The organism is Kitasatospora sp. NPDC058170, from assembly GCF_042883905.1.
Taxonomy (GTDB): Bacteria; Actinomycetota; Actinomycetes; order Streptomycetales; family Streptomycetaceae; genus Kitasatospora.
The window spans coordinates 170,862-191,345 of record NZ_JBHVUV010000019.1 but is presented as its reverse complement, the minus strand read 5'-3'; the positions used below and the strand labels follow the sequence as shown (position 1 = coordinate 191,345).

The 20,484-nt window shown below is 73.7% G+C and carries 20 protein-coding genes and 1 pseudogene; 10 read left to right on the top strand and 11 right to left on the bottom strand.

Annotation, left to right across the window (positions count from 1 at the left end):
• Positions 1–147: 147 nt before the first annotated feature.
• The 3 genes from ACFVVX_RS22545 to ACFVVX_RS22535 form a co-directional block, all read right to left on the bottom strand.
• Positions 148–990, bottom strand: a complete 843-nt coding sequence (locus ACFVVX_RS22545; RefSeq protein WP_387948254.1) for a hypothetical protein — start codon at positions 988–990, stop codon at positions 148–150.
• 168 nt (positions 991–1,158) lie between these two features.
• Entirely contained in the window at positions 1,159–2,058 is a 900-nt protein-coding gene (locus ACFVVX_RS22540) for a hypothetical protein (RefSeq protein ID WP_387948252.1), read from the bottom strand.
• 142 nt (positions 2,059–2,200) lie between these two features.
• A complete protein-coding gene (locus ACFVVX_RS22535; protein WP_387948250.1) occupies positions 2,201–2,803 on the bottom strand; it encodes an NTP transferase domain-containing protein in 603 nt (200 codons plus the stop codon).
• A 146-nt stretch (positions 2,804–2,949) separates the two neighbouring features.
• Between ACFVVX_RS22535 and moaA the strand changes: the two genes are divergently transcribed.
• Complete coding sequence (gene moaA, locus ACFVVX_RS22530; protein WP_387948248.1) at positions 2,950–3,945, top strand: GTP 3',8-cyclase MoaA; 996 nt, start codon at positions 2,950–2,952, stop codon at positions 3,943–3,945.
• Positions 3,946–4,173: 228 nt separating this feature from the next.
• On the opposite strand, the gene ACFVVX_RS22525 is transcribed toward moaA, so the two are convergent.
• Positions 4,174–5,139 carry a GlxA family transcriptional regulator gene (locus ACFVVX_RS22525; RefSeq protein ID WP_387948246.1) on the bottom strand — a complete coding sequence of 322 codons (966 nt, stop codon included), beginning with the start codon at positions 5,137–5,139 and terminating at the stop codon, positions 4,174–4,176.
• Between the two features lie 123 nt (positions 5,140–5,262).
• Between ACFVVX_RS22525 and ACFVVX_RS22520 the strand changes: the two genes are divergently transcribed.
• The 3 genes from ACFVVX_RS22520 (at position 5,263) to ACFVVX_RS22510 (ending at position 8,894) form a co-directional block, all read left to right on the top strand.
• Positions 5,263–6,207 (top strand): NAD-dependent epimerase/dehydratase family protein, encoded by a 945-nt coding sequence (locus tag ACFVVX_RS22520; RefSeq protein WP_387948244.1) that lies wholly within the window; start codon positions 5,263–5,265, stop codon positions 6,205–6,207.
• A 176-nt stretch (positions 6,208–6,383) separates the two neighbouring features.
• Positions 6,384–7,139 (top strand): HNH endonuclease family protein, encoded by a 756-nt coding sequence (locus tag ACFVVX_RS22515; protein ID WP_387948242.1) that lies wholly within the window; start codon positions 6,384–6,386, stop codon positions 7,137–7,139.
• A gap of 90 nt (positions 7,140–7,229) precedes the next feature.
• A complete protein-coding gene (locus tag ACFVVX_RS22510; protein WP_387948240.1) occupies positions 7,230–8,894 on the top strand; it encodes an alpha/beta hydrolase in 1,665 nt (554 codons plus the stop codon).
• 134 nt (positions 8,895–9,028) lie between these two features.
• On the opposite strand, the gene ACFVVX_RS22505 is transcribed toward ACFVVX_RS22510, so the two are convergent.
• The gene (locus ACFVVX_RS22505) at positions 9,029–11,377 is read right to left on the bottom strand and encodes an ArnT family glycosyltransferase (RefSeq protein ID WP_387948238.1); all 2,349 of its coding nucleotides are present in this window, start codon (positions 11,375–11,377) and stop codon (positions 9,029–9,031) included.
• Between the two features lie 92 nt (positions 11,378–11,469).
• Positions 11,470–12,594, bottom strand: coding sequence for an alpha/beta hydrolase (locus ACFVVX_RS22500; RefSeq protein ID WP_387948236.1), 1,125 nt, complete (start codon positions 12,592–12,594; stop codon positions 11,470–11,472).
• Between the two features lie 155 nt (positions 12,595–12,749).
• Between ACFVVX_RS22500 and ACFVVX_RS22495 the strand changes: the two genes are divergently transcribed.
• Complete coding sequence (locus tag ACFVVX_RS22495) at positions 12,750–13,712, top strand: hypothetical protein (RefSeq protein WP_387948234.1); 963 nt, start codon at positions 12,750–12,752, stop codon at positions 13,710–13,712.
• A 71-nt stretch (positions 13,713–13,783) separates the two neighbouring features.
• Here ACFVVX_RS22495 and ACFVVX_RS22490 read toward each other — a convergent pair whose 3' ends face one another.
• On the bottom strand, positions 13,784–14,395 hold the full coding sequence (locus tag ACFVVX_RS22490) for a TetR/AcrR family transcriptional regulator (RefSeq protein ID WP_387948232.1): 612 nt from the start codon (positions 14,393–14,395) through the stop codon (positions 13,784–13,786).
• 124 nt (positions 14,396–14,519) lie between these two features.
• Between ACFVVX_RS22490 and ACFVVX_RS22485 the strand changes: the two genes are divergently transcribed.
• Positions 14,520–14,933 carry an ester cyclase gene (locus ACFVVX_RS22485; RefSeq protein WP_387948230.1) on the top strand — a complete coding sequence of 138 codons (414 nt, stop codon included), beginning with the start codon at positions 14,520–14,522 and terminating at the stop codon, positions 14,931–14,933.
• A 146-nt stretch (positions 14,934–15,079) separates the two neighbouring features.
• On the opposite strand, the gene ACFVVX_RS22480 is transcribed toward ACFVVX_RS22485, so the two are convergent.
• Positions 15,080–15,655 carry an NADPH-dependent FMN reductase gene (locus ACFVVX_RS22480; protein WP_387948228.1) on the bottom strand — a complete coding sequence of 192 codons (576 nt, stop codon included), beginning with the start codon at positions 15,653–15,655 and terminating at the stop codon, positions 15,080–15,082.
• Between the two features lie 158 nt (positions 15,656–15,813).
• Here ACFVVX_RS22480 and ACFVVX_RS22475 point away from each other — a divergent pair, with 158 nt between their 5' ends.
• The 3 genes and pseudogenes from ACFVVX_RS22475 to ACFVVX_RS22465 form a co-directional block, all read left to right on the top strand.
• On the top strand, positions 15,814–16,689 hold the full coding sequence (locus ACFVVX_RS22475; protein ID WP_387948226.1) for a pirin family protein: 876 nt from the start codon (positions 15,814–15,816) through the stop codon (positions 16,687–16,689).
• A gap of 113 nt (positions 16,690–16,802) precedes the next feature.
• On the top strand, positions 16,803–17,483 hold the full coding sequence (locus ACFVVX_RS22470) for a TetR/AcrR family transcriptional regulator (RefSeq protein ID WP_387948224.1): 681 nt from the start codon (positions 16,803–16,805) through the stop codon (positions 17,481–17,483).
• A gap of 84 nt (positions 17,484–17,567) precedes the next feature.
• Positions 17,568–17,897: pseudogene (locus ACFVVX_RS22465) on the top strand (aminoglycoside phosphotransferase family protein); the annotation flags it as partial.
• Positions 17,898–18,110: 213 nt separating this feature from the next.
• On the opposite strand, the gene ACFVVX_RS22460 reads toward ACFVVX_RS22465, so the two are convergent.
• The 3 genes from ACFVVX_RS22460 to ACFVVX_RS22450 all read right to left on the bottom strand — a co-directional run bounded on the left by ACFVVX_RS22460 (position 18,111) and on the right by ACFVVX_RS22450 (position 19,873).
• Positions 18,111–18,500: a roadblock/LC7 domain-containing protein gene (locus ACFVVX_RS22460; protein WP_387948222.1), complete on the bottom strand. Its 390-nt coding sequence runs from the start codon at positions 18,498–18,500 to the stop codon at positions 18,111–18,113.
• Positions 18,501–18,563: 63 nt separating this feature from the next.
• Positions 18,564–19,517 (bottom strand): hypothetical protein, encoded by a 954-nt coding sequence (locus tag ACFVVX_RS22455; RefSeq protein WP_387948220.1) that lies wholly within the window; start codon positions 19,515–19,517, stop codon positions 18,564–18,566.
• On the bottom strand, positions 19,514–19,873 hold the full coding sequence (locus tag ACFVVX_RS22450; protein WP_387948218.1) for a hypothetical protein: 360 nt from the start codon (positions 19,871–19,873) through the stop codon (positions 19,514–19,516). The genes ACFVVX_RS22455 and ACFVVX_RS22450 overlap by 4 nt, the downstream gene beginning before the upstream one ends.
• Before the next feature lie 141 nt (positions 19,874–20,014).
• On the opposite strand from ACFVVX_RS22450, the gene ACFVVX_RS22445 reads away from it, so the two are divergent.
• A complete protein-coding gene (locus tag ACFVVX_RS22445) occupies positions 20,015–20,380 on the top strand; it encodes a hypothetical protein (protein ID WP_387948216.1) in 366 nt (121 codons plus the stop codon).
• Positions 20,381–20,484 lie beyond the last annotated feature (104 nt).

The following is a 20,484-nucleotide window of genomic DNA, read 5'->3' as shown; positions in this document are numbered from 1 at the left end:
CCGGAGCCCGCGCGGACCGGCCCGTCCGACCCGGCCGGAGCGGACTGCGCCCAGGGCGGGCCCGGCCGGAGCGGGCCTGGCGGAGCCCGGGAACGGCAAGGCGAACCCGGCCGGGGCGCTGCTCACCCCGGCCAGGTTAGGCTCACCTTAGCTGATAGTTCCCCGGGCCTCCCGCTCGATGCGTCCGTCCGGGGGAGCGCCCGGCGTGCGCAGCGCGCTCAGCTGGCGCGCGAGCCACACCGGTACGCCGCCGAGCGCTTGTACGAGCCGGGCCGCCTCGGCGCGCAACCGTGCCGCCTCGGCGGGTTCGGAGACCTCGGCCAGCGCCGCCAGCGCCGGTGCGACCCCGACCGTGAAGCCGAGCTGCTCGCGCAGCCGCAGTGAGGCGTCGAACCCCTCCCGGGCCCGGTCGTGGTCCCCGGAGGCCAGGGCCAGCGCGGCCAGGTGCCGCCAGGTGGAGGAGCGCAACAGCTCGTCCCCGCGCTCGCCGGCCGCCTCGTGCGCCCGGCGGTACGCGATCCAGGCGGCGGTCGGGTCGCGCTGCAGGTTCTCCGCGACCAGCCCCCGGCGGAAGTCCAGCAGCGGCCGGCCGGGGGCGTCCGGCGGCAGCAGCGCCGAGGTGCGCCCGAGGGCGGCCTGGGCCTCGTCCAGCCGGTCGCGGGGGCCGAGCACGCTGGCCACGTACGCCAGGAAGCCGCGTGCGCAGGACGCCGCCGCACGCTGCTCGGTGCTGGTCACCACGGCCTCGGCCAGCCGGAGCGCCTGCTCCGCCTGGGTCCAGTGGGCAGCGGTGAACAGACACTGTTCGATGAGGAGTTCGGCCCGTCCGAGAGCCGCCGTCGGGTCGCGCTCGGCGGCCGGGCGTAACAGCTCCGCGGCCTCCTGCCAGCATGCCCGGGACCGCAGCCGCCAGACGGTGTCCCCCGGTTCCTGCGGCACGGCCCGCCCCAGCCCGTCCCCGCCGCCCGGGCCCAATCCGTGCTCTGACAACGCCACCTCCTTGTGTGCGCCATCCAGCAGGGCCACGGGACTTGCCCCAAGGCCCGCACTGTGGCGGCAATTCAACACGGGGGTGAGCTTGTGCACCAGATCACGAGCGCAGGTTCTTGCCGTCCGGCGGCTTTTGGTCCAGGCGGTTTCCGGCCGTCGGTGGCGGGTTCAGGAGGTCCAGCCGGTCTCCATCAGGGCCTCGGCGGCGCCGTTGGCGGGCTGCGGGACACCCGCCAGGTCCAGGCTGAACAGGGCGACCAGCAGTTGCTCGCCGCGCACGGTGGCCTGGTGGGAGTAGCCGGCCAGGGTGAACATCGCGGCGGCCATCTCCTCGGCGTGCAGGGTCTGCAGCCAGAGGCACTCCACCGACTTCACGTCGGCCGGCTCGGTCCAGGTGTCCACCTGGGCGACCATCCGGCTGCCCAGCAGGGTGACGCCGTCGCGCTCCTGGGCCTCCGTCAGCTCCAGGTCCTCGAATCCCAGCCACTCCAGGTAGCGGGCGGCGGTGAACACCGCATCCTGCGAGGTGCGGACCGGGTGCGGGCGGAACGGCGCGCGCCGCCGCCAGGGCGTGGCGGTGGTGCCGGAGCCGCCGGGCGGGGCCGGGACGGGCGCGCCCAGCGGGTGCGCGGGGTTCGGGCGGGAGCCCTGCGGGCCGCTGACGCCGAGCGGGCCGGCGGTCGCGCTGCCGCCGAGGCGGGTGGTGCGGTCCACCGGGAGGCGGACGGTGGCGCCGCAGTTGCAGGTGAACTCGGGCTGCGGCCACTGGTCGGAGCGGCCGCAGTGCGGGCAGCGCATGTTCAGCCAGGAGTCCTCCCAGGAGCGGAACCGCACCTGGACCGGCACCCCGCCGCGCAGCAGCGGGACCTTGAGCGAGGCGCCGCAGGGGCAGGGCAGGGAGGGCGGTTCGTAGAGGTGCTCCCGGCGGCAGGCCGGGCAGCGGATCGCCCGGGCGCCACCGCCCGCCCCCGGGGCGCTGTGCGCGGGGTCGCGTCCGGTGAAGTCGTCGGGCAGTCCGGACATCGCGAGCACCGTCCGTTCGAGTCGGGGCGTGGGGTCGGATCCCATGCTCCCCGAAACGCGGGGGCCGCGGCGCGGAATGGAGCAATCCTCAGGGACAGATCAGGGGTATGCGGCCGATCCCTCCCCGGCGAGGAGGAGGCGGCGTACGCCACCCGGCCGGGGCGATCGGGCGGATGACCGGGGACTGTCAGGTGACGGCCCAGCGGGCCAGGTCGGCCGGGGTGTCCAGGTCGTCCGGCACGGCGACATCGGCGCACTCCACCAGCGCGATCTCGGCGGCGTGCGCCGTCAGCAGAGCGCGCGCGCCGGCATCGCCGGTCGCCCCTGCGGCCGCCTCGGCGAAGTGCCGGGCACCGATCAGCACCGGGTGCCCGCGCCGCCCCCCGTACGCCGCCGCCGCCAGCTCCGCGCCCGCCCGGTGGGCGGCCAGCAGCCGGGCCACCGCCGCCGCGGTCACCCCGGGCGTGTCCACCAGCATCACCAGCACCGCCGAGGCCTCCGGCGCCAGCGCGGCCAGCCCGGCCCGCAGCGAGGAGCCCATGCCGCCCGCCCAGTCCGGGTTGTCCACCAGCCGGCAGTCCGGCAGCTCGGCCGCGGCCCGCACCTGCTCGCGGGCCGCGCCCAGCACCACCGTCACCGCCGCGCAGCCGCCCGCCCGCACCACCGCCACCGCGTGCTCCACCAGCGGCCGGCCCCGGTAGGGCAGCAGGGCCTTGGGCCGTCCGCCGAGCCGCCGCCCGCCCCCGGCGGCCAGCACCAGCGCCACGACCGGTCCCTCCTGGATCTCCATACGCCCAGCCTGCCCGGCCGGGGCGCCGCCGCGCAGCCGTAGGAAGCCACAGTTGTACGAATCCACAAGGCGAAGCCGCAGGTCGCGGCGGCTCCCCGGTGGTTCGGCCGCTGGATCTTCCGGGCGGCTGCCCCTGTACTGGGTCGATGAACACCGCACCGCGCCCGCTGCTGGACCGCTTCGGCAGGGTCCACACCGACCTGCGGGTCTCGCTCACCGACCGCTGCAACCTGCGCTGCACGTACTGCATGCCGGCCGAGGGCCTCGACTGGCTCCCCAAGGCCGAGGTGCTGGGCGACGACGAGGTGGTCCGCCTCGTGCGGATCGCGGTGCGGCGCCTCGGCATCACCTCGGTGCGGCTCACCGGCGGCGAACCGCTGCTGCGGCGCGGGCTGCCGGAGCTGGTCGGGCGGATCACGGAGCTGGGCCCGGAGGTCTCGCTCACCACCAACGGCATCGGCCTGGCCCGCACCGCCACCGCCCTGCACCGGGCCGGACTGCACCGGGTGAACGTCAGCCTGGATACCCTGCGCCCCGAGCGGTACGCCGAGATCACCCGGCGCGACCGGATCGCCGACGTCCTCGCCGGACTGGCCGCCGCCCAGGCCGCCGGACTGGCGCCGGTGAAGGTCAACGCGGTGCCGGTGCGCGGCGTCAACGACGACGAGATCCTCGACCTGGTCGAGTTCGCCGCCGGGCACGGCTACCGGATGCGGTTCATCGAGTCCATGCCGCTGGACGCGCAGGGCGCCTGGGACCGCGGCACGATGATCACCGCGGACGAGATCCTGGCGGTCCTCGGCACCCGCTGGGAGCTCGTCCCCGTCGGCCGGCACGGCAACGCGCCCGCCGAGGAGTGGCGGATCGCCGGCACCGACACCGTGATCGGCGTGATCGCCTCCGTCACCCGCCCGTTCTGCGGCGGCTGCGACCGGGTCCGCCTCACCGCCGACGGACAGCTGCGCAACTGCCTGTTCGCCACGGAGGAGTCCGACCTGCGTGCGCTGCTGCGCGGCGGGGCCGGGGACGACCGGATCGAGGACGCCTGGCGCAGCACCATCGCCCGCAAGGGCCCCGGGCACGACATCGGCTCGGCGGAGTTCGTCCGGCCCGAGCGCCCGATGTCCGCCATCGGCGGCTAGTGCCGCGTCGGGCAACCTTCGCCCCGTCGCGACGCCCGGCACGCACTCTCGCCGCACCGGCCGAAAGCCCGAGTACGTCCAGTACGAGGGCTTCCGGCCGGCACGCCGATAGCACGCACCGGACGCCGCTCCTTGACGGGCAAAAGTTGCCTGACGCGGCACTAGTTCGGCGGGTGCGGCCGGTTCGGCGGGTGCGGGTGCGGGTGCGGGTGCGGGGAGGCGGGCGGCTCAGGCCCGGGCCGGCCGGGCGAAGTGCGCCCGGTAGGCGCGCGGCGTCATCCCCACCCGCTGGAGCAGGTGGCGGCGCAGCGAGTCCGGGCCGCCGAAGCCCGTCCGCCCGGCGATCCGCTCCACCGACAGGTCCGAGGCCTCCAGCAGCTCCCTGGCCAGCTCGACCCGCTGGGTGAGCAGCCACTGCAGCGGGCTCGCCCCGGCCTCGGCCAGGAACCGGCGGTTCAGGGTCCGCACGCTGACCCCCGCGTGGTCCGCCAACTCCGCCAGGGTCAACGGCTCGTGCAGCCGTTCCAGCGCCCAGGCCCGGGTGGCGGCCAGCGAGGAGCCGTCCGCGGCCGCCACGGGCGAGGGCAGGGCCTGCTCCTGGGCGCCGTCCCGGACCGCCGAGACCACCGCCAGCCGGGCCACCGCGTTGGCCACCGCCGCGCCGTGGTCGGAGCGCACCATGTGCAGGCAGAGGTCGATGCCGGCCGTCAGCCCGGCCGAGGTCAGCACCGGCCCGTCCTCCACGAACAGCGCCTGCGGCCGCACCCGGACGGACGGGAAGCGGTGGCCGAGGGCGCCCGCCTGCACCCAGTACGTGGTGGCGCTGCGCCCGTCCAGCAGGCCGGCCTGGGCGAGGACGAAGGCGCCGGTGCAGATGGAGGCGATCCGGGCACCCCGCCCGGCCGCCGCGCGCAGCGCGGCCAGCACCCGCTCGTCGGCGTCGGCGCGCGAGCCGGAGCCCGTCACCATCACGGTGTCCGCGTCGTCGAGCGCCTCCAGCCCGTGCGGGACGAGCACCCGGAGGCTGCCGGTGGACGCCAGCGGGCCCGGTTCGGCCGCGCAGATCCGCACCTCGTAGGCGGGGCGGCCGTCCACCTCGGCGGCGGCGAAGACGAGTTCGGGGATGGACAGGTCGAAGGTCGTCACGGGCGGGACGGCCACGACCGTGATCCGATGGGCCGCGTGCGGTGGCATGGCCAGAACCTCCGGAACCTTGGCAACACCGCCACTGTTTCACGCCGGTACCCGGCCGCAGAGTGGATCACGGCGGCGCGCGACCCGGCGCCGCGACAGAGACCCGATGAGCCGGAGCACCCCATGACCTTCCACGTCGTCGTCGGCGCGGGCCCCGCAGGGACCGCCACCGCCCTTCGACTCGCCGAGTCCGGCGACCAGGTCCGCCTGGTCACCCGGCGCGGCACCGGCCCCGAGCACCCCGGTATCGAGCGGATCGCCGCCGATGCCGTCGACGCCGACGGCCTCACCGCCCTGGCCGGGGGCGCGGCGACCCTGGTCAACTGCGCCGCGCCGCCGTACCACCGCTGGCTCCCGGAGTTCCCGCCGCTCGCCGCGGCCCTGCTCACCGCCGCCGAGCGCACCGGCGCCGGGTACGTGATGCTCGGCAACGTCTACGGCTACGGCCCGGTGGACGGACGGATCGACGAGCAGCGGCCGTTCGCGCCGACCAGCCGCAAGGGCACGCTGCGGGCCGCGCTCTGGGAGGACGCGCTGGCCGCGCACACCGCCGGCCGGGTGCGGGCCACCGAGGTCCGGGCCAGCGACTACCTCGGCGCCGGCGCCGGCTCGCTGTTCCAACTCATGGCGGCCCCGGCCGTGGTGGCCGGCGAACCGGCCGGGTACCCCGCCGACCTGGACGCCCCGCACAGCTGGACGTACCTCGGCGACGTGGCCGCCACCCTGGCCGCGGCCGCCCGCAACGGCGAGGCCTGGGGCCGGGCCTGGCACGTGCCCAGCACCAGCGAGGCCTCGGCGCGCGAGGTGGCCCGGCGGCTGGCGCGGGCGGCGGGCGCGCCGGAAGCCGGGCTGACCGCGCTGAGCGCCGCGGAGCTGGCGGAGCTGGCGCAGGGCGACGAGATCCTCGCCGAGGTGGTCGAGATGGGCTATCTGCTCTACCGTCCGCTGCTGCTCGACTCCGCCCGGACCGAGAAGGTGCTCGGCGTCTCGGCCACGCCCCTGGACACCGTCCTCGCCGAGGTGGCCCGCGAGCTGAGCGCGCTGGCCGTCGAGGGCGCGGGTTCCTGAGCGCGCTGGCCGTCGAGGGCGCGGGTTCCTGAGCGTGCGGGCCGTCGAGGGCGCGGGCCGCCGGGCGGTGTGAGCTTCGACATGCCGGAACACTCCCCGCTGCGCCGCCTTGACGTGGTGTGGGGCGGCTGGTCTGCTGGGTCGCCGTCAGCCGCCCCCCAGCCCGGGAGTCCTCCGTGCCCGCCCGCCGCACCACCGTGTCCGCCGCCGCCGTCCTCCTGATATCCACCCTGGCGCTGGCCGGCTGCTCCGGCGGGGCCGCCAAGCCGTCGTCGGGCACCGGCGCGGCCGCCGGGGACGTGGGCGCCAGCCCGCTGCAGAACCCCGACGGCACCAGGCCCGGCCTGGCGCCGCTGACCTCGCCGGAGGACCAGAAGACCGGGCGCGACCTGATAGCCAGGGTCGCCACCGCCGCCGGCGGCCCGAAGGACGGCTACGACCGCAACGAGTTCGGCCCGGCCTGGACGGACAGCGTGGACGGCGTCCCCGGCGGCCGCAACAACTGCGACACCCGCAACGACCTGCTCGCCCGCGACGGCAGACTGCTGGAGCACAAGGACGGTTCGAGCTGCGTGGTCACCGCGATGAGCATCTACGACCCGTACACCGGCAAGACCGTCCAGTGGACCAAGCAGCAGGCCTCGAAGATCCAGATCGACCACGTCATGCCGCTCTCCTACGACTGGCAGATGGGCGCCTCCAAGTGGGACAAGGCCAAGCGGGTCCAGATCGCCAACGACCCGCTCAACCTCATCCCGGCGGACGGCTCGCAGAACGCCTCCAAGGGGGACTCCGGCCCCGCCGCCTGGCTCCCCGCGAACACCGCGGTCCGCTGCTCGTACGCCGTCCGCTTCGCCCAGGTCTCGCTGAAGTACCAACTGCCGGTCACCGAGGCCGACAAGAAGGCGATGCTCCAGCAGTGCGGCGGCTGAGGAAACGTTCCGTCATCCTTTGTCCCTATTCGCTCCTCCTGTGTCGATGACGATATGACCGGTGTGATGACCGGGTGATATTCGTGTGCGGTGCACTCCAAGACCACCCGGTTCTCCCGGCACGCCCTGCCCGTCGCCGTCGCTGTCGCTGCCGCCCTCCTGGCCGGCTGCACCGGTTCGGCCGGATCCACCGGCGCGGCCCCCGGGAGACCGTCGCCGGCCGGTTTCGCCGGAACGACCCCGGCTCCGGCTCCGACCACCGCGCAGACCCCGGCCACCGCGCCGAGCCCGGTCACCGCGTCCACCCCGGCACCCGCGCCGACCGGCGAGGCGGCCCCGGCACTCAAGCCGTTCTACGGCCAGCAGATCGCCTGGGCGCCGTGCGCGGACGCCCCGGCGGCCGGCAAGGCCGACGGGCCGGTCGTCCAGTGCGGCACGCTCAAGGTCCCGCTGGACTACGCGAACCCGGCCGGCGACACCATGGCCGTGGCCGTCGTCCGCGTCCTCGCCGCCAAGCAGGACCAGCGGGTCGGCTCCCTGCTGGTCAACCCCGGTGGGCCCGGCGGCTCCGGCGTCAACATGGTCAAGAACAACCCGCAGCAGTTCGACGGCCCGCTCCACGACCGCTTCGACACGGTCGGCTTCGACCCGCGCGGTGTCGGGCTCACCACCCCGCTGAACTGCCTGGACGACCGCACCCGGGACGAGTGGGTCACCACCGACACCCCCGGCACCGACCACGGCAAGGTCCTCGCCGACGCCTGCCAGGCCAGGTTCGGCACGCTGCTGCCCTTCATCGGCACCCGCAACACCGCCCGCGACATGGACGTGCTGCGCGCCGTCCTCGGCGACCCGAAGCTCAACTACCTCGGCCTGTCGTACGGGACCTACCTCGGCAGCCTCTACGCCGAGGAGTTCCCGGACCGGGTCGGCCGGCTGGTGCTCGACGGCGCCGTCGACCCGGCCCTGCCGCTGGTCGAGCACAACATCGCGCAGTACGCGGCGTTCGAGCGCTCGCTCAAGGCCTTCGCCGCCGACTGCGCCACCAAGAGCGTCTGCCCGCTGGGCAAGGACCCGGCCAAGGCCGCCGAGAAGCTCGCCGACTTCCTCGACGGCCTCAAGGCGAAGCCGCTGACCACGTCGAGCGGGCGCAAGCTCACCGCCAGCGCGGCCTGGACGGGCATGGTCGACAGCCTCTACGGCGACGAGCAGGGCTGGGAGTCGCTGCGCAACGACATCGGCTGGGCGATGGTCCGGGACAAGGGCGACTACCTGCTCGCGCGCGCGGACAGCGCGAACCGCCGTGACAAGGAGGGTCGTTACAGCGGCTCGGTCGACGCCTACACCGCCATCCACTGCGCCGACGGCGCCACCGAGGTGCCGACCGGCGAGGCGCTGCAGGCCGCGTACGCCGGGCTGGCGGCGAAGGCCCCGCTGTTCACCCGGCACGACCCGAACTTCGCCCTGTTCGACCCGGACTGCCGCGTCTGGCCGTTCCGTTCCACCGAGAAGGCGCACCCGATCGCGTCCAGGAGCGACGCCACCATCCTCGTGGTCGGATCGACCGGTGACACGGCGACCCCCTACGCCTCGGCCGAGAGCCTGGCCGCCGAACTCGGCCACGCGGTGCTGCTGACCCGGGAGGGCGAGGGCCACACCGGCTACGGCCACAGCGCGTGCATCCGCACCGCGGTGCACGCCTACCTGGTGGACGGCACCGTCCCGGCCGCCGGGACGCGCTGCCAGAGCGACTGACGCCACTGACGCCACTGGCGCCAGTGACACTGGTGACACCACTGGTACCACTGACGCCCGGAGGGGGCGCACCGCTGCGGTGCGCCCCCTCCGGCGTGCTCGGGGCCCTGGGGCTGTACGGGGCCCTGTCGGCCCTACGAGGTGGGGGCGGCCGTCAGGTCGTAGAGCGTGGTGGTGCCCACCGTCTTCGCGGTGTAGTGGCTCTCCACCCAGCTCGCGATCTGCGCGGTCTGCGACTCCTGGGCCCCGCCGCCACCGGGGGTGGCGCCTGCGATGGTGCCGCCCTCGGTGGTGCCGCCGGCCGCCCGGCGCGAGTTGCCGCCGATGAACCAGTGGACCCTGCCCTCCTTCACCAGCTGCTGGAAGGCCTCCAGACTGAGCGACGGGTCGCTGCTGTTGAAGCCGCCGAGGGCCATCACCGGTACGCCGGAAGCCAGTTGGTAGCTGGCGGCGTTCTGCGAGCCGCTGGTCGCGGCGGCCCAGGTGTACCGGTCGGCGTCCTGGCGCAGTGCGGCGGCCGCCTCACTGCCCACCGTGGCGCCGTTGAGCAGACCGCCCATGCCGCCCATCCCGCCGGGGCCGCCCATGGTGCCGCGCCCCTGCCGACCGTCGGTGCCGGTGCCGGTGCTGCCGTCGGTGCCCGTGCCGGGTCGGCGGCCCTGGCCGTCCTGGCCGCCGTTCGGGCCGCCGTCCTGCCCGTTGGGGAAACCCTGGCCCCCGGGGAAGCCCTGACCGCCCGGGAAGCCCTGCCCACCGGGTTGGCCCTGGCCGTTGAAGCCGAAAGCGCCCCCGCCGCGCATGCCGCCCGGACCGAAGCCCGTGCCCGCGACCGCCGGACCGGCCGTCACGATCGAGCCGGTGTGCGGAGTGTCCACGGTGTCCACCGCGTACGCCGCCGGTCCGCCCAGCGCCGCCGCCAGGCCCACCAGCCCGGCCGCCGCGGCCGCGCGGCCCGCCAGCCGGCCGGCCAGCAGCAGCGCGAGCGCCGCCGCGAGGCCGCCGACCAGCACCGCCCAGCGCAGCCACGGCAGGAACTGCGAGCTGCGCCCGAGCAGTACGTACGCCCAGACCGCCGTCACCGCCAGGGTCCCGGCCAGCACCGCCGCGTAGGGCAGCCGGTGCCGCATCCGCCACAGGCCGTCCACGCCCATGCCGACCAGCGCCGCGACCGCCGGGGCGAGCGCCACCGTGTAGTACTGGTGGAAGATGCCGGACATGAAACTGAAGGTCAGCCCGGTGCACAGGAGCCAGCCACCCCAGACCAGGAAGGCCGCGCGGGCGCTGTCCGTCCGGGCGTAGCGGCGGGTCGCCCAGAGGCCGAGCACCAGCAGGATCAGCGCGGCCGGCAGCAGCCAGGCGATCTGCCCGCCGATGTCGCCGTCGAAGAGCCGGGTGATCCCGGTCTCGCCCCAGCCGCCGCCCATGGCGCGGCCGCCTCCCGGCGGGGCCTCGGCGCCGGCCGGGAGCCGGCCGCCGCCCACGCTGCCGGTCTCGTTGCCGTTGAGCCGCCCGAAGCCGTTGTAGCCGAAGGTCAGGGAGAGGAAGCTGTTGTCCTGCGAGCCGCCGATGTAGGGGCGGGCGGAGGCCGGCACCAGTTCGACGACCGCCACCCACCAGCCGCCGGAGACCACCATCGCCAGCCCGGCGAGCAGCAGTTGGCGCATCCGCCGCCCGAGGCCCGCGGGCGAGACCACCAGGTGGATCAGCGCGAACGCGGGCAGGACGAGGAAGGCCTGGAGCGTCTTGGTGAGGAAGGCCAGCCCGAGCATCGCCCCGGTGAACACCAGCCAGCGGGTGCTCGCGGTCTCGGTGGCCCGCAGCAGCCCGTACGCGGCGAGCGCGAGCAGCAGCACCAGCAGCGCGTCCGGGTTGTTGAAGCGGAACATCAGGGCCGCCACCGGGGTCAGTGCCAGCACCGCGCCCGCCACCAGGCCGCCGAGCGGGGAGAAGCGGCGGCGCACCGCCGCGTACACGGTGGCCACGGTGGCCACCCCCATCAGCGCCTCCGGGGCCAGGACCGACCACGAGGAGAGCCCGAAGAGCCGGGCGGAGAGCGCCATCGGCCACAGGGACAGCGGCGGCTTGTCGACGGTGATGAAGTTCCCGGCGTCGGAGGAGCCGTAGAAGAAGGCCTTCCAGCTCTGGCTGCCGGCCTGGACGGCCGCCGAGTAGAAGGAGTTGGCCCAGCCGGAGGCGCTCAGGCCCCACAGGTAGAGGACGGCGGTCGCGGCCAGCAGGGCCAGCAGCGAGGGGCGCACCCAGGCCGGGTCGTCCTGGCGCCCGTGCCAGGTGCGGGCCGGCAGGGTCCGCAGCCGCCCGGCCCAGGACGCCGGGCCCTTGGGACCGGCGGGCGGCGGCGGCAGGGTCGGGAAGGGCTCGTCGGCGGGAGGTGCCGGCGCCGGCTGCGGCACCTCCGGCGGCGGGTAGTTCGCGGCCTCGGGCCACGGTTCGCCGGCCGGAGGGGAGAAGCTGGTCGTGGTCATGGAGGACACGCTCGGCCGTGCGGCTGAGAGGACCGTGAGACCGGGCTAGGAGCTGCCTGTGATCTCGCGGGGGCAGCGCCCGGACGGGTGCTTCAGGCGGACTGGGGCACCGTCAACTGCTTGCCCAGCCACTCCAGTGCGGGCGGGATCTCCCGGGTCCAGGTGTGGAAGTTGTGCCCGCCGGTGTCCAGGGTGATGGTGGAGAGCTTGGTCGGCGCCTTGAACGCGCCCACCATGGCCTGGGTGCCGTCGTAGTTGTTCTCGTCGTAGCTGGTGGCGAGCAGCAGCGCGACGGGCGCGGCCGGGGTGTTCTTCAGCCGCCACACCAGGTCGTTCTCCTGCTTCAGCCGGCCGTTGCCGCCGAACAGGTCGCCCGTGGTCTCGTCGATCGGCGCGGTGTAGTAGCCGGAGAGCGAGATCGCCGAGCGGTACGCGTCCGGCTTGCGCAGCGCGAACTTCAGCGCGCAGTAGCCGCCGGTGGAGTTGCCGATGACGGCCCGTGAGGCCGGGTCGGAGCCGAGCCGGTAGGTGGTGGCGAGAGCCTTGGGCAGGTCGCTGGTGAAGAAGGTCTCCACCTGCGGGCCGCCGGGGATGTCCATGCACTCGGTGTCGCGGTTGCCGGAGAGCGTCGGGCGCATCATGACCAGGACGGTCGGCGGAAGCTTCTGCTGCTCGATCGCGGTGAGCGCGGAGGCCGGGTACTGCATCAGCGAGATGAGCTTCTCCGCCGAGCCCGGGTAGCCGGCCAGCACCAGGGCCATCGGGAACCGCTTCTGCGCGTAATCCGGCTGGAAGTACTGCGGGGGCAGGTAGACGTACGCGTCGCTGCTCAGTCCGCTCGTGACTCCTTTGACGGCGATCTCCTGGATCAGCCCGGACCGCTCGCGGGCCGAGCCCTGCGCCGAGTACATGTTCTTCTCACCGGTGACGGAGAGGGCCCCGGCGGCGCTGGGCTGGTGGTCGACCACCGTGCCCGGCTTGCCGTTGGTGCCGAGCAGGTCGCTCCAGGAGCTGTAGAAGCCGAAGTAGCCGTTGGCGATCAGGCCCATCGCCACCAGGACCGCGAGCTGGGTGGCCAGGAAGGCGCCGATCCGGCCCAGCCAGGACTTCCAGCTCCGCCCGCCGAATCTCGGCCAGAGCCACATCGTGGCGGCGAACACGACGATCGCGACGACGGAGGCGATGATCTGGAGGGGAAGTCCCGTGAGGCTGAGCACCTGCCGATCGTAGTTGACGCGGCCGCGCGCTCCATGCGCCCCCTTACGCGCTCCAATGCGCCTCTTGTACGCCCTGTTGACCGCGTCCGTTCCGCTCGGGATCATGTCGGCGGGGAACTGCACGCTGCGTACATGAGAGATCACCGGGGGCGGTAATGAAGTCCTTCACCAAGGCGGGCCTGGCGGCCGGGAGCGCACTCCTGCTGGCGGCCTGCTCGGGCGGCGGGTCGAGCGGATCCAGCGGTGCGGACGCGCCGCCCGACCGGACGTCCGCCACCACCGCGTCCTCGCCGAGCCCGAGCCCGACACCCACGCCGAGTCCGACGCCGACCGTGCCGCCGTACGGCCCGACCCTGACCGGCTACATCGACCCGGTCAACGCCGCACTCGGCAAGCTCAGCGCCTCCGCGAGCCTGGACGCCTTCTCCACCGCCCTCCAGGAGGCCGTCACCGCGGCGAACGCGGCCGGCTCCGGCCTGACCAGCGCCCGCGAGCCGGCGACCATCGGCACCGCCCGGCGCCAGCTGGTGGTGGCCCTCAACCAGCTCTCCACCGACCTGACCAAGGTCCGCTCCGACATCAAGAAGAAGGGCGTCTGCGCCACCAGCGCCGCACTGGCCGAGGTCGGCCAGTCCGAGGGCCTCAAGGCCATCCCCGCCGCGCTCGCCCAGATGACCGCCGCGGGGTACGCCACGACCTTCGCCGCCCCGCAGACCGGTCCGCTGCAGAGCCGCTCGCTGGAGAACGGCACCATGGTCCGCGAGGGCCGGCTCAGGGGCCAGGGCAAGCTCAACGTGGACAACGGCGGCAGCGCCGACGCCGTCGTCTCGCTCGCCAAGGACGGCAAGTCGGTCCACTCGGTGTACGTCGGCAAGGGCAAGAAGGCCTCGATCGAGGGCATCGAGGACGGCACCTACGAGGTCTACTTCTCCGGTGGCGTCGACTGGGACCCGACGATCAAGGCCTTCACCCAGAACTGCGACTTCAGTAAGTTCGACGACACGATGGCCTACGAGACCGGACGCACCTACGTCTCCTGGTCCATCACCCTCCAGCCGGCGGTCGGCGGGAACGCCAAGACCAGCGACGTCGACGAGAACAGCTTCCCCGCGCCGTAGACCGCGGTGAGGCGGCGCCCCCGGTCGGGTTCCGACCGGGGGCGCCGTGCGTCCGGGGGTGCCCCGGCCCGCTACCGGAACGCCGGGAGGAGGGTGCGGGCGACCGCCTCCACCGGGGGGAGGACGCGCGCGGCGGCCTCGCCGTCGTCCAGGAGGTAGCGGTGCAGCGCCCGCTGGTACGCGGCGCCGATCAGCAGGAGGGCGCCCGCGGCGGGGTCGAGGCCGCCCGGGAGCCGGCCGGCGGCCTGTTGGGCGCGCAGGGCGTCGCCGACCGGCCCGAGGGCGAGGTGGGGCCCGATCTCGCCGTCGCGCCCGGCGAGGAGTCCGCGCAGCTGGTGGTCCGACTGGACGGCGCCGAGGATCGGCATGATCCCGAAGTAGAAGCGCTCCAGGCCGGTGAGCATGGCGACCAGGTCGGCGGCGGGCTCGTCGCCGCCGGGCTCCGTCCGGCCCAGCAGGGCGGTGGCGTCGGAGAACACCGGCAGGTGCAGGCCGACGACGGCCTGGAGCAGCCCGAGCCGGTCCCCGAAGTGGTAGAAGATGCTCGACTCCGCGACGCCCGCCCGGCGCGCGACCTCCTTGGTGGACAGGGCCAGTCCGGCCTCCCCGAGGACCTCCTCGGTGGCCTTGAGCACCGCCTCCCGCACCCCGGTCGAGGGTCGACCGCGTCGCGCCTGGGTCACGTCCTGCCTCCGTTTCCCGAACCGCCCGGAGGCCGCCCGGGTCTGCTCGGATTCTTCTTGAGTAATCGCTCAGGAAGATGCTAACTTACTGATGGATGACTCAGTAATCCGATCCGGGAGGGGAATGATGACCACCGTCGAGTTCCGCAAGGACGCGGTCCGCCGTCTCTACAAGGCACTTGAGGAGGGCGACCTCGACATCGCCGACGAGCTGTTCACCGCCGACTTCGTCACCAGCGAGGGCCGGCACCAGAACGTCCGCGGCCCGCAGGGCTTCAAGGACGCCATCCGCGAGGTGCACGCCACCCACGCCGACCCGTCGTTCGAGATCCTCGACCTGCTCGGGGAGGGCGAGGACGTGGTCGTCCGCTGGCGGATGACGGCCACCCACTCGGGCCCGCTGATGGACATCCCGGCCACCGGGAGGCGGGTGAGCATGGAGGCGTTCGCCCTGTTCCGCTTCGTCGGTGACCGGATCAGCGAGCGGCACGCCGTCATCGACCGGCTTGGCCTGGTGCAGCAGCTGCAGGCGCAGTAGTCGCGGGAGCAGGGGCAGGAGCAGGAGCGGGAACGGACCGAGGGGCCGGTCGCCACCACGGGGGGCGGCCGGCCCCGCGGTCCGGGTGCGCGGTCCGGGTGCGCCGGGGCGGCGGCGGTCGGCGCCCGGCAGGCAGTGCCCGGCGGTCAGCGTCCGGCGTTGGCGTCGATCTTGGCCTGCAGTGCCTTCAGCAGGTCCTGGAGGAGTCCGATGGTGGTCTCGTCCGTGAGGTTGCCCTCCGCGTCGAAGCGCTCGTGCGAGCGGAAGACGATGACCTCGGGCTTGACCACGATGTCGCTCTCGGTCCAGACGAAGACCTGGCGCAGCGCCAGTTGGGCGCGGACGGTGCCGAAGTTGGTCGGCGCGGCGCCGAGGATCGCGGTCGGCTTGCGGTGCAGCGGCAGGCCCTCGGTCCTGGTCCAGTCGGTGCTCAGCCAGTCGAGGGCGTTCTTCAGGACGCCGGGGATGGAGTAGTTGAACTCCGGGGTGGCGATCAGCAGTCCGTCGGCGGCCAGGACGCGGCGGCGCAGGTCGTTGACGACGGCCGGCCGCTTCTCGGGAGTGTCGAGGTCCTGGTCGTACGGCGGGATGTCGCGCAGGCCCTCGTAGATCTCGATCTCCTGGCCGCCGGGGTTGAACTTCCGGGCGGCGCGCAGCAGCTGGGTGTTGTGCGAGTCGGCGCGCAGCGAGCCGGAGATGGCGAGGATCCGGGCGGTGGCCATGGTGGGACTCCTTCGGAAGGGCTGTGCGGGACGGGAGTTGTCGGTCGTCCGGCGGGCCGGGCGGCTCCGACCCCGAGAAAACTAAACCGCCTAGTTCAATGTGTCAACCAAACGGTTCAGTCTCGACAGTGAACTGAATGGTGTAGTTCATTCGATCCATGACCACCGCCACCGCCGCCACGCGGTCCACCGTTCGAGTCGTCCGCCCCTTCCACACCTACGAGGGCGCGGGCTTCCCGGTCCGCCGTCCGTTCCCCACCGATGAACTCCCGTTCCTGGACCCCTTCCTGATGGTCGACCAGGTCGGGCCGGTGGAGCTCGCCCCGGGCGCGGCCAAGGGCGCCCCGCCGCACCCGCATCGCGGATTCGAGACGATCCAGTACGTCATCGCCGGCGACATCGCGAACGCCGACTCCCGCGGCCACCGCGCCGTCGTTCGCAGCGGCGGCGTGCAGTGGCTCACCGCCGGCTCCGGGATCGTCCACGAGGCCCTGCCCACCGAGGAGTTCCTCGCCGAGGGCGGTCTCCAGCACATGCTGCAGATCTGGGTCAACCTGCCGGCCGCACTCAAGGGCACCCCGCCCCGCAGCCAGAACGCCGAGCCCGGCGACCTCCCCGTGGCGGCCGCCGGTGAGGGCGCCGAACTCACCGTCATCGCCGGCAGCACCCACGGCGTCACCGGCCCGTTCGCCACCCACACGCCGGTCCTCGTCGTGCACGCCCGCCTCGCCGCCGGCGCGCGCGCCGAGTTCACCGCCCCCGCCGGGCACAACGCGATGCTCTACGTCATGTCCGGCGAGGCCGCCACGCCCGACGCGCAGCTCCCGGACGGCCACCTCGCGGTGCTCGCCCGGGACGGCGAGCGGTTCACCGTCGAGGCTCCGGGCGGGCCGGCCGAGGTCCTGGTGCTGGCCGGTGAGCCGATCGGCGAGCCGGTCGCCCGCAGCGGGCCCTTCGTGATGAACACCGTCGCCGAACTGCACCAGGCCCAGCGGGACTTCAGCCTCGGGTTGATGGGTCGACTGCCGCTGTGAGGGTGCCCCGTCCTTCGGGTACGTCCAGGTTTGGTGTTTTTGCGTACCGAACCGTTCAGTTCATATACTGAGAAAACCCCCCACCCTCGGACCAGAACCAAGAGGACACCGTCATGGGAGTCGGCGCAGCGGACGCAACAGACGAATACGGCATCCCGATCATCCCGGACCCCACCGACGCCGCCCAGCGCAAGCGCCAGGCGATCATCGACTCGGCGCTCGCCGAATTCCTGGCCGAGGGCTACTCCGCCGCCTCCATGGACGCGATCACCAGCGGCTCCGGCGTCTCCAAGGCGACCATCTACAAGCACTTCGGCAGCAAGGAGCGGCTGTTCCTGGCCGTCATCGGGGGCATCCTGCCCAGCACGTACGCCGGGCTCGAATCCTGCACCGCCACCATCGTCCGGGCCCCCGACCTGCGGGAGGCGCTGATCGACCTCACCGCCGCGTGGGCCCGCGTCCTGCTGCGCCCCGACATCATGTCGCTGCGCCGGCTGGTGATCGGTGAGACGGAACGCTTCCCGCAGCTGGGCCAGCTCTGGTACCGGGTCAGCTACGACATGATCAACGGCCCGCTGACCGAGGCCTTCGCCGAACTGAACGGCCTCGGCAGGCTCGCCACCCCCGACCCCGAGCTCGCCGTCCAGCAGCTCGTGGCGGTCACCCTCGGCCTCCCGCAGCTGATGAGCACCTTCGCCCCCGGTGCCGAACTCGCCGACGCCCGGCTGACCGACCTGGTCACCTCCGGCGTGGACCTCCTGCTCGCCCGGTACGCCCCGCACCCGGCCGGCTGACCGGGGTTCGGCCAACTCTTCGAAGGGGAAGGCCCGTTCCGGCTGGGGTGGGCGGCATGGCCGGCCGGCGGAGCTGCAGGGCGGCTAGTGCACGGCGAACTCGGGCCCGACCACGTGCTGGTGGACCGGGCCGGGGAGCCGGTGCTGATCGACATCGAGGGGCTGATGTACTTCGACGTCGAGTGGGAGCACGCCTTCCTGCGCATCCGCTTCGACGAGCACTACCACCGGCTCCCCTCGGCGGGCCTCGACGAGCAGCGGCTGGCCCTCTACGCCCTGGCGATGCGGCTCTCCCTCGTCGCCGGCCCGCTCCGCCTCCTCGACGGCGACTTCCCGCACCGCGAGGGGATGAAGGCGATCGCCGAGTACAACCTCCGGGCGACCCTCGCCGCCCTACCGGCCGCCACGGCCTGAACCCGCCGCACCCGGCCGTGGTCGACCACCCCGCGCCCGTCGGTGGAGAGGACGGGCCGGGCACGCGACCCGGTGGTGCGGACGGGGAAGGTGCCTTCCTGCCGGGCCGGCGGAGACCGTGGACAAGCCTCGTCGTCCCGGTGCGGAAGGCGCCTTCGGGTCCCCGATCACGATCCGGGCGCAGCCGCATCCCCAACCTCACGGGACGCGGCACTAGAGCGCGGGGACCATCCCGAGCAGCTCGCTCAGCCGGCGGATCGTGGCGGGCGACTCGCGGTGCAGGCCGGCGATGTCGAGGCCTTCGTCGCCCAGGATCATCAGCAGTGCCTGCTCGCCGATCGCCAGCACCACGACGTAGCCGCTGTTGCAGCGGGTGACCACGTCGCGCAGGCCGCCCACGCCGACCTCGGCCGCGGTGCGCCGGCCGAGGCCGAGCATGGCGGCTGACAGGGCGGCGGCCGACTCGGCGTGGACGGCGGCCGTGTCGGCGGCCACCAGCAGGCCGTCGGCGGTGGAGATGACGCTCTCCGAGATGCCCATGACCCGGTCACGGAGGGACTTCAACTCGTCGACCAGCACGGCGGTCGGTGTCTGGCTGCTCATGGTGCGCTCTTCTCGCTCTTCGTGGTCGTGAAAGTCGTCAAGGCCGGCACGGTCGTCCAAGCCCTAGGCACGGTGTGCGTTCGGTGGATCGTTGGGAGCGCCCGCCGCTCCCTCGGATCGGGAGCCCTGGCCGCCGGGGCCGCCGGGGCTTCCCGGGCCGCGTCCGGCGGGAACGCGGCGCGGCAGCGGCCCGGTCCCGGCCGGCAGCGGTTCGCTCGGCGGCGTGCGCGGGGCCACGCTCGGTGCCGTGGTGGTCGGGTGCGCGCGCTCCCGGTGGAGCAGGTGCCGGGCGTCCATCCGGGCGACGTCGAGCAGCACGGCGAACATGCCGCGCCCCAGGGCGAATCCGATGTCGCGGGCGGTGCGTCGGCCGGTGGCGGCGCCCAGGATCTCCCGGTAGCGGACCGGGATCCGCAGCACTTCGGACTCGGCCCGGGCGGCCGGTCGGATCCGGGTGCGGGCCAGCTCGCCGGGCGGGCCCCAGAGACGGGTCAGCAGGGCCAGCCGCTGGGCGGTTTCCTCGAAGAGCCGCTTCGGCTCGACCCCGGGACGCAGTGCGATCCTGGCGGGCGGCGCCGCTTCGGCCGTCTCCCAACTGCCGGGCGGGCTCAGCACCAGGGCGAAGGCTCCGTCGAAGGCGGCTGCCGTGCAGACGGCTTCGAGCTCGGCGGCGCCGATCGCCCCCTGGGCCACCAGGGCCGCACCGAGGTCGCCGCCCCAGGCCTCGGGAGCGCCGCTCGGGCGGGCGGCGGACGCGGCCGTCTCGGCGGTCGCCCACGCCACCTCGCCGACGCGCCGTGATTTCAGCAGCAGGGTCTCGGCGGTCGGGGCCCCAGGGGTCTCGATCGCCGTGATCAGCCCCTGTTCCAGGTGGATCGTGCCGCCCGGTGCGCTGGAGACGATGACCGAGCCGGTGAACCCCGTCCGGCGCAGCGCGAGCAGCAGCGCGGGCACGTTGCGTGCCGCAGGCGTGACGGGCCGTCCGGGCTGGGCCGGGTCGTGGACCGGGTCGGTCATGCCAGGAAGTCCCGTGCGTGGTCGGCGGTCTGGCGGATCGCCAGTGCCACGTTGGTCCGCTCCCGGTCCAGCACGGTGGCCAGCAGCAGGGGGTCGCCCTGCCGGGACACCACCTGGACGACCTGGTGATGGCGGGTGCTGGTGACCACCAGGCTCTCCAACTCACCCTCCGCTCCGGCCTCGTGCAGCCGCTCGCCGATCAGGTTGGCCAGCTCGGCGAGTTCGGCCCCGGTCCCGAGCAGCCGGTGCTCCCCGGCGGACTGGTAGCCGAGGCCCGTGACGGCGTCGACGAGAGCGGCACCGACCACCCCGGGGGAGCCGAGCACATCGGAGAGGAATGCTTCGAGTGCACGCACCAGTACCCCTTCACGTTCTGAACACCTGGCAGCGTACTTTATTCCACCAATTCACGAGGTGACCACCGATGGTGACTTCTTGCTACTTTGTTCCTACACACGGGAGTTCTGCCCGGAAGTCACGCAAAGGACGAACAGCGCATGAACATTGACGACGCACTCAAGGACGCGATGGCCATCGAGGGTGCCATCGGGGTGGCCGTGGCCGACTACGAGAGCGGTATGTCACTCGGGTTCCTCGGCGGGGGGCAGCAGCTCGATCTGGAGGTCGCGGCGGCCGCCAACACCGAGGTCGTTCGTGCGAAGATACGCGCCCTCGCCGCGCTGTCGATCGACGATGTCATCGAGGACATCCTGATCACCCTCGGCACCCAGTACCACCTGATCCGCCCGCTGGCCCACAGCCGTGGCTCGCTCTTCCTCTACCTGGCGCTGGACCGCTCGCGTGCCAACCTGGCGCTCGCCCGGCACGGCCTCAAGCGCATCGAGGCCGGGCTCGACGTCTAGTGCCGCGGGGGGGCACCAAAGCCCCCGCCGGCCAAAATTTTGAGTAGGGGGCCAAGGGACCGCCGCCCCCCCCCGGGCACCCGCCCCGGGCGGACCCCCCCCCG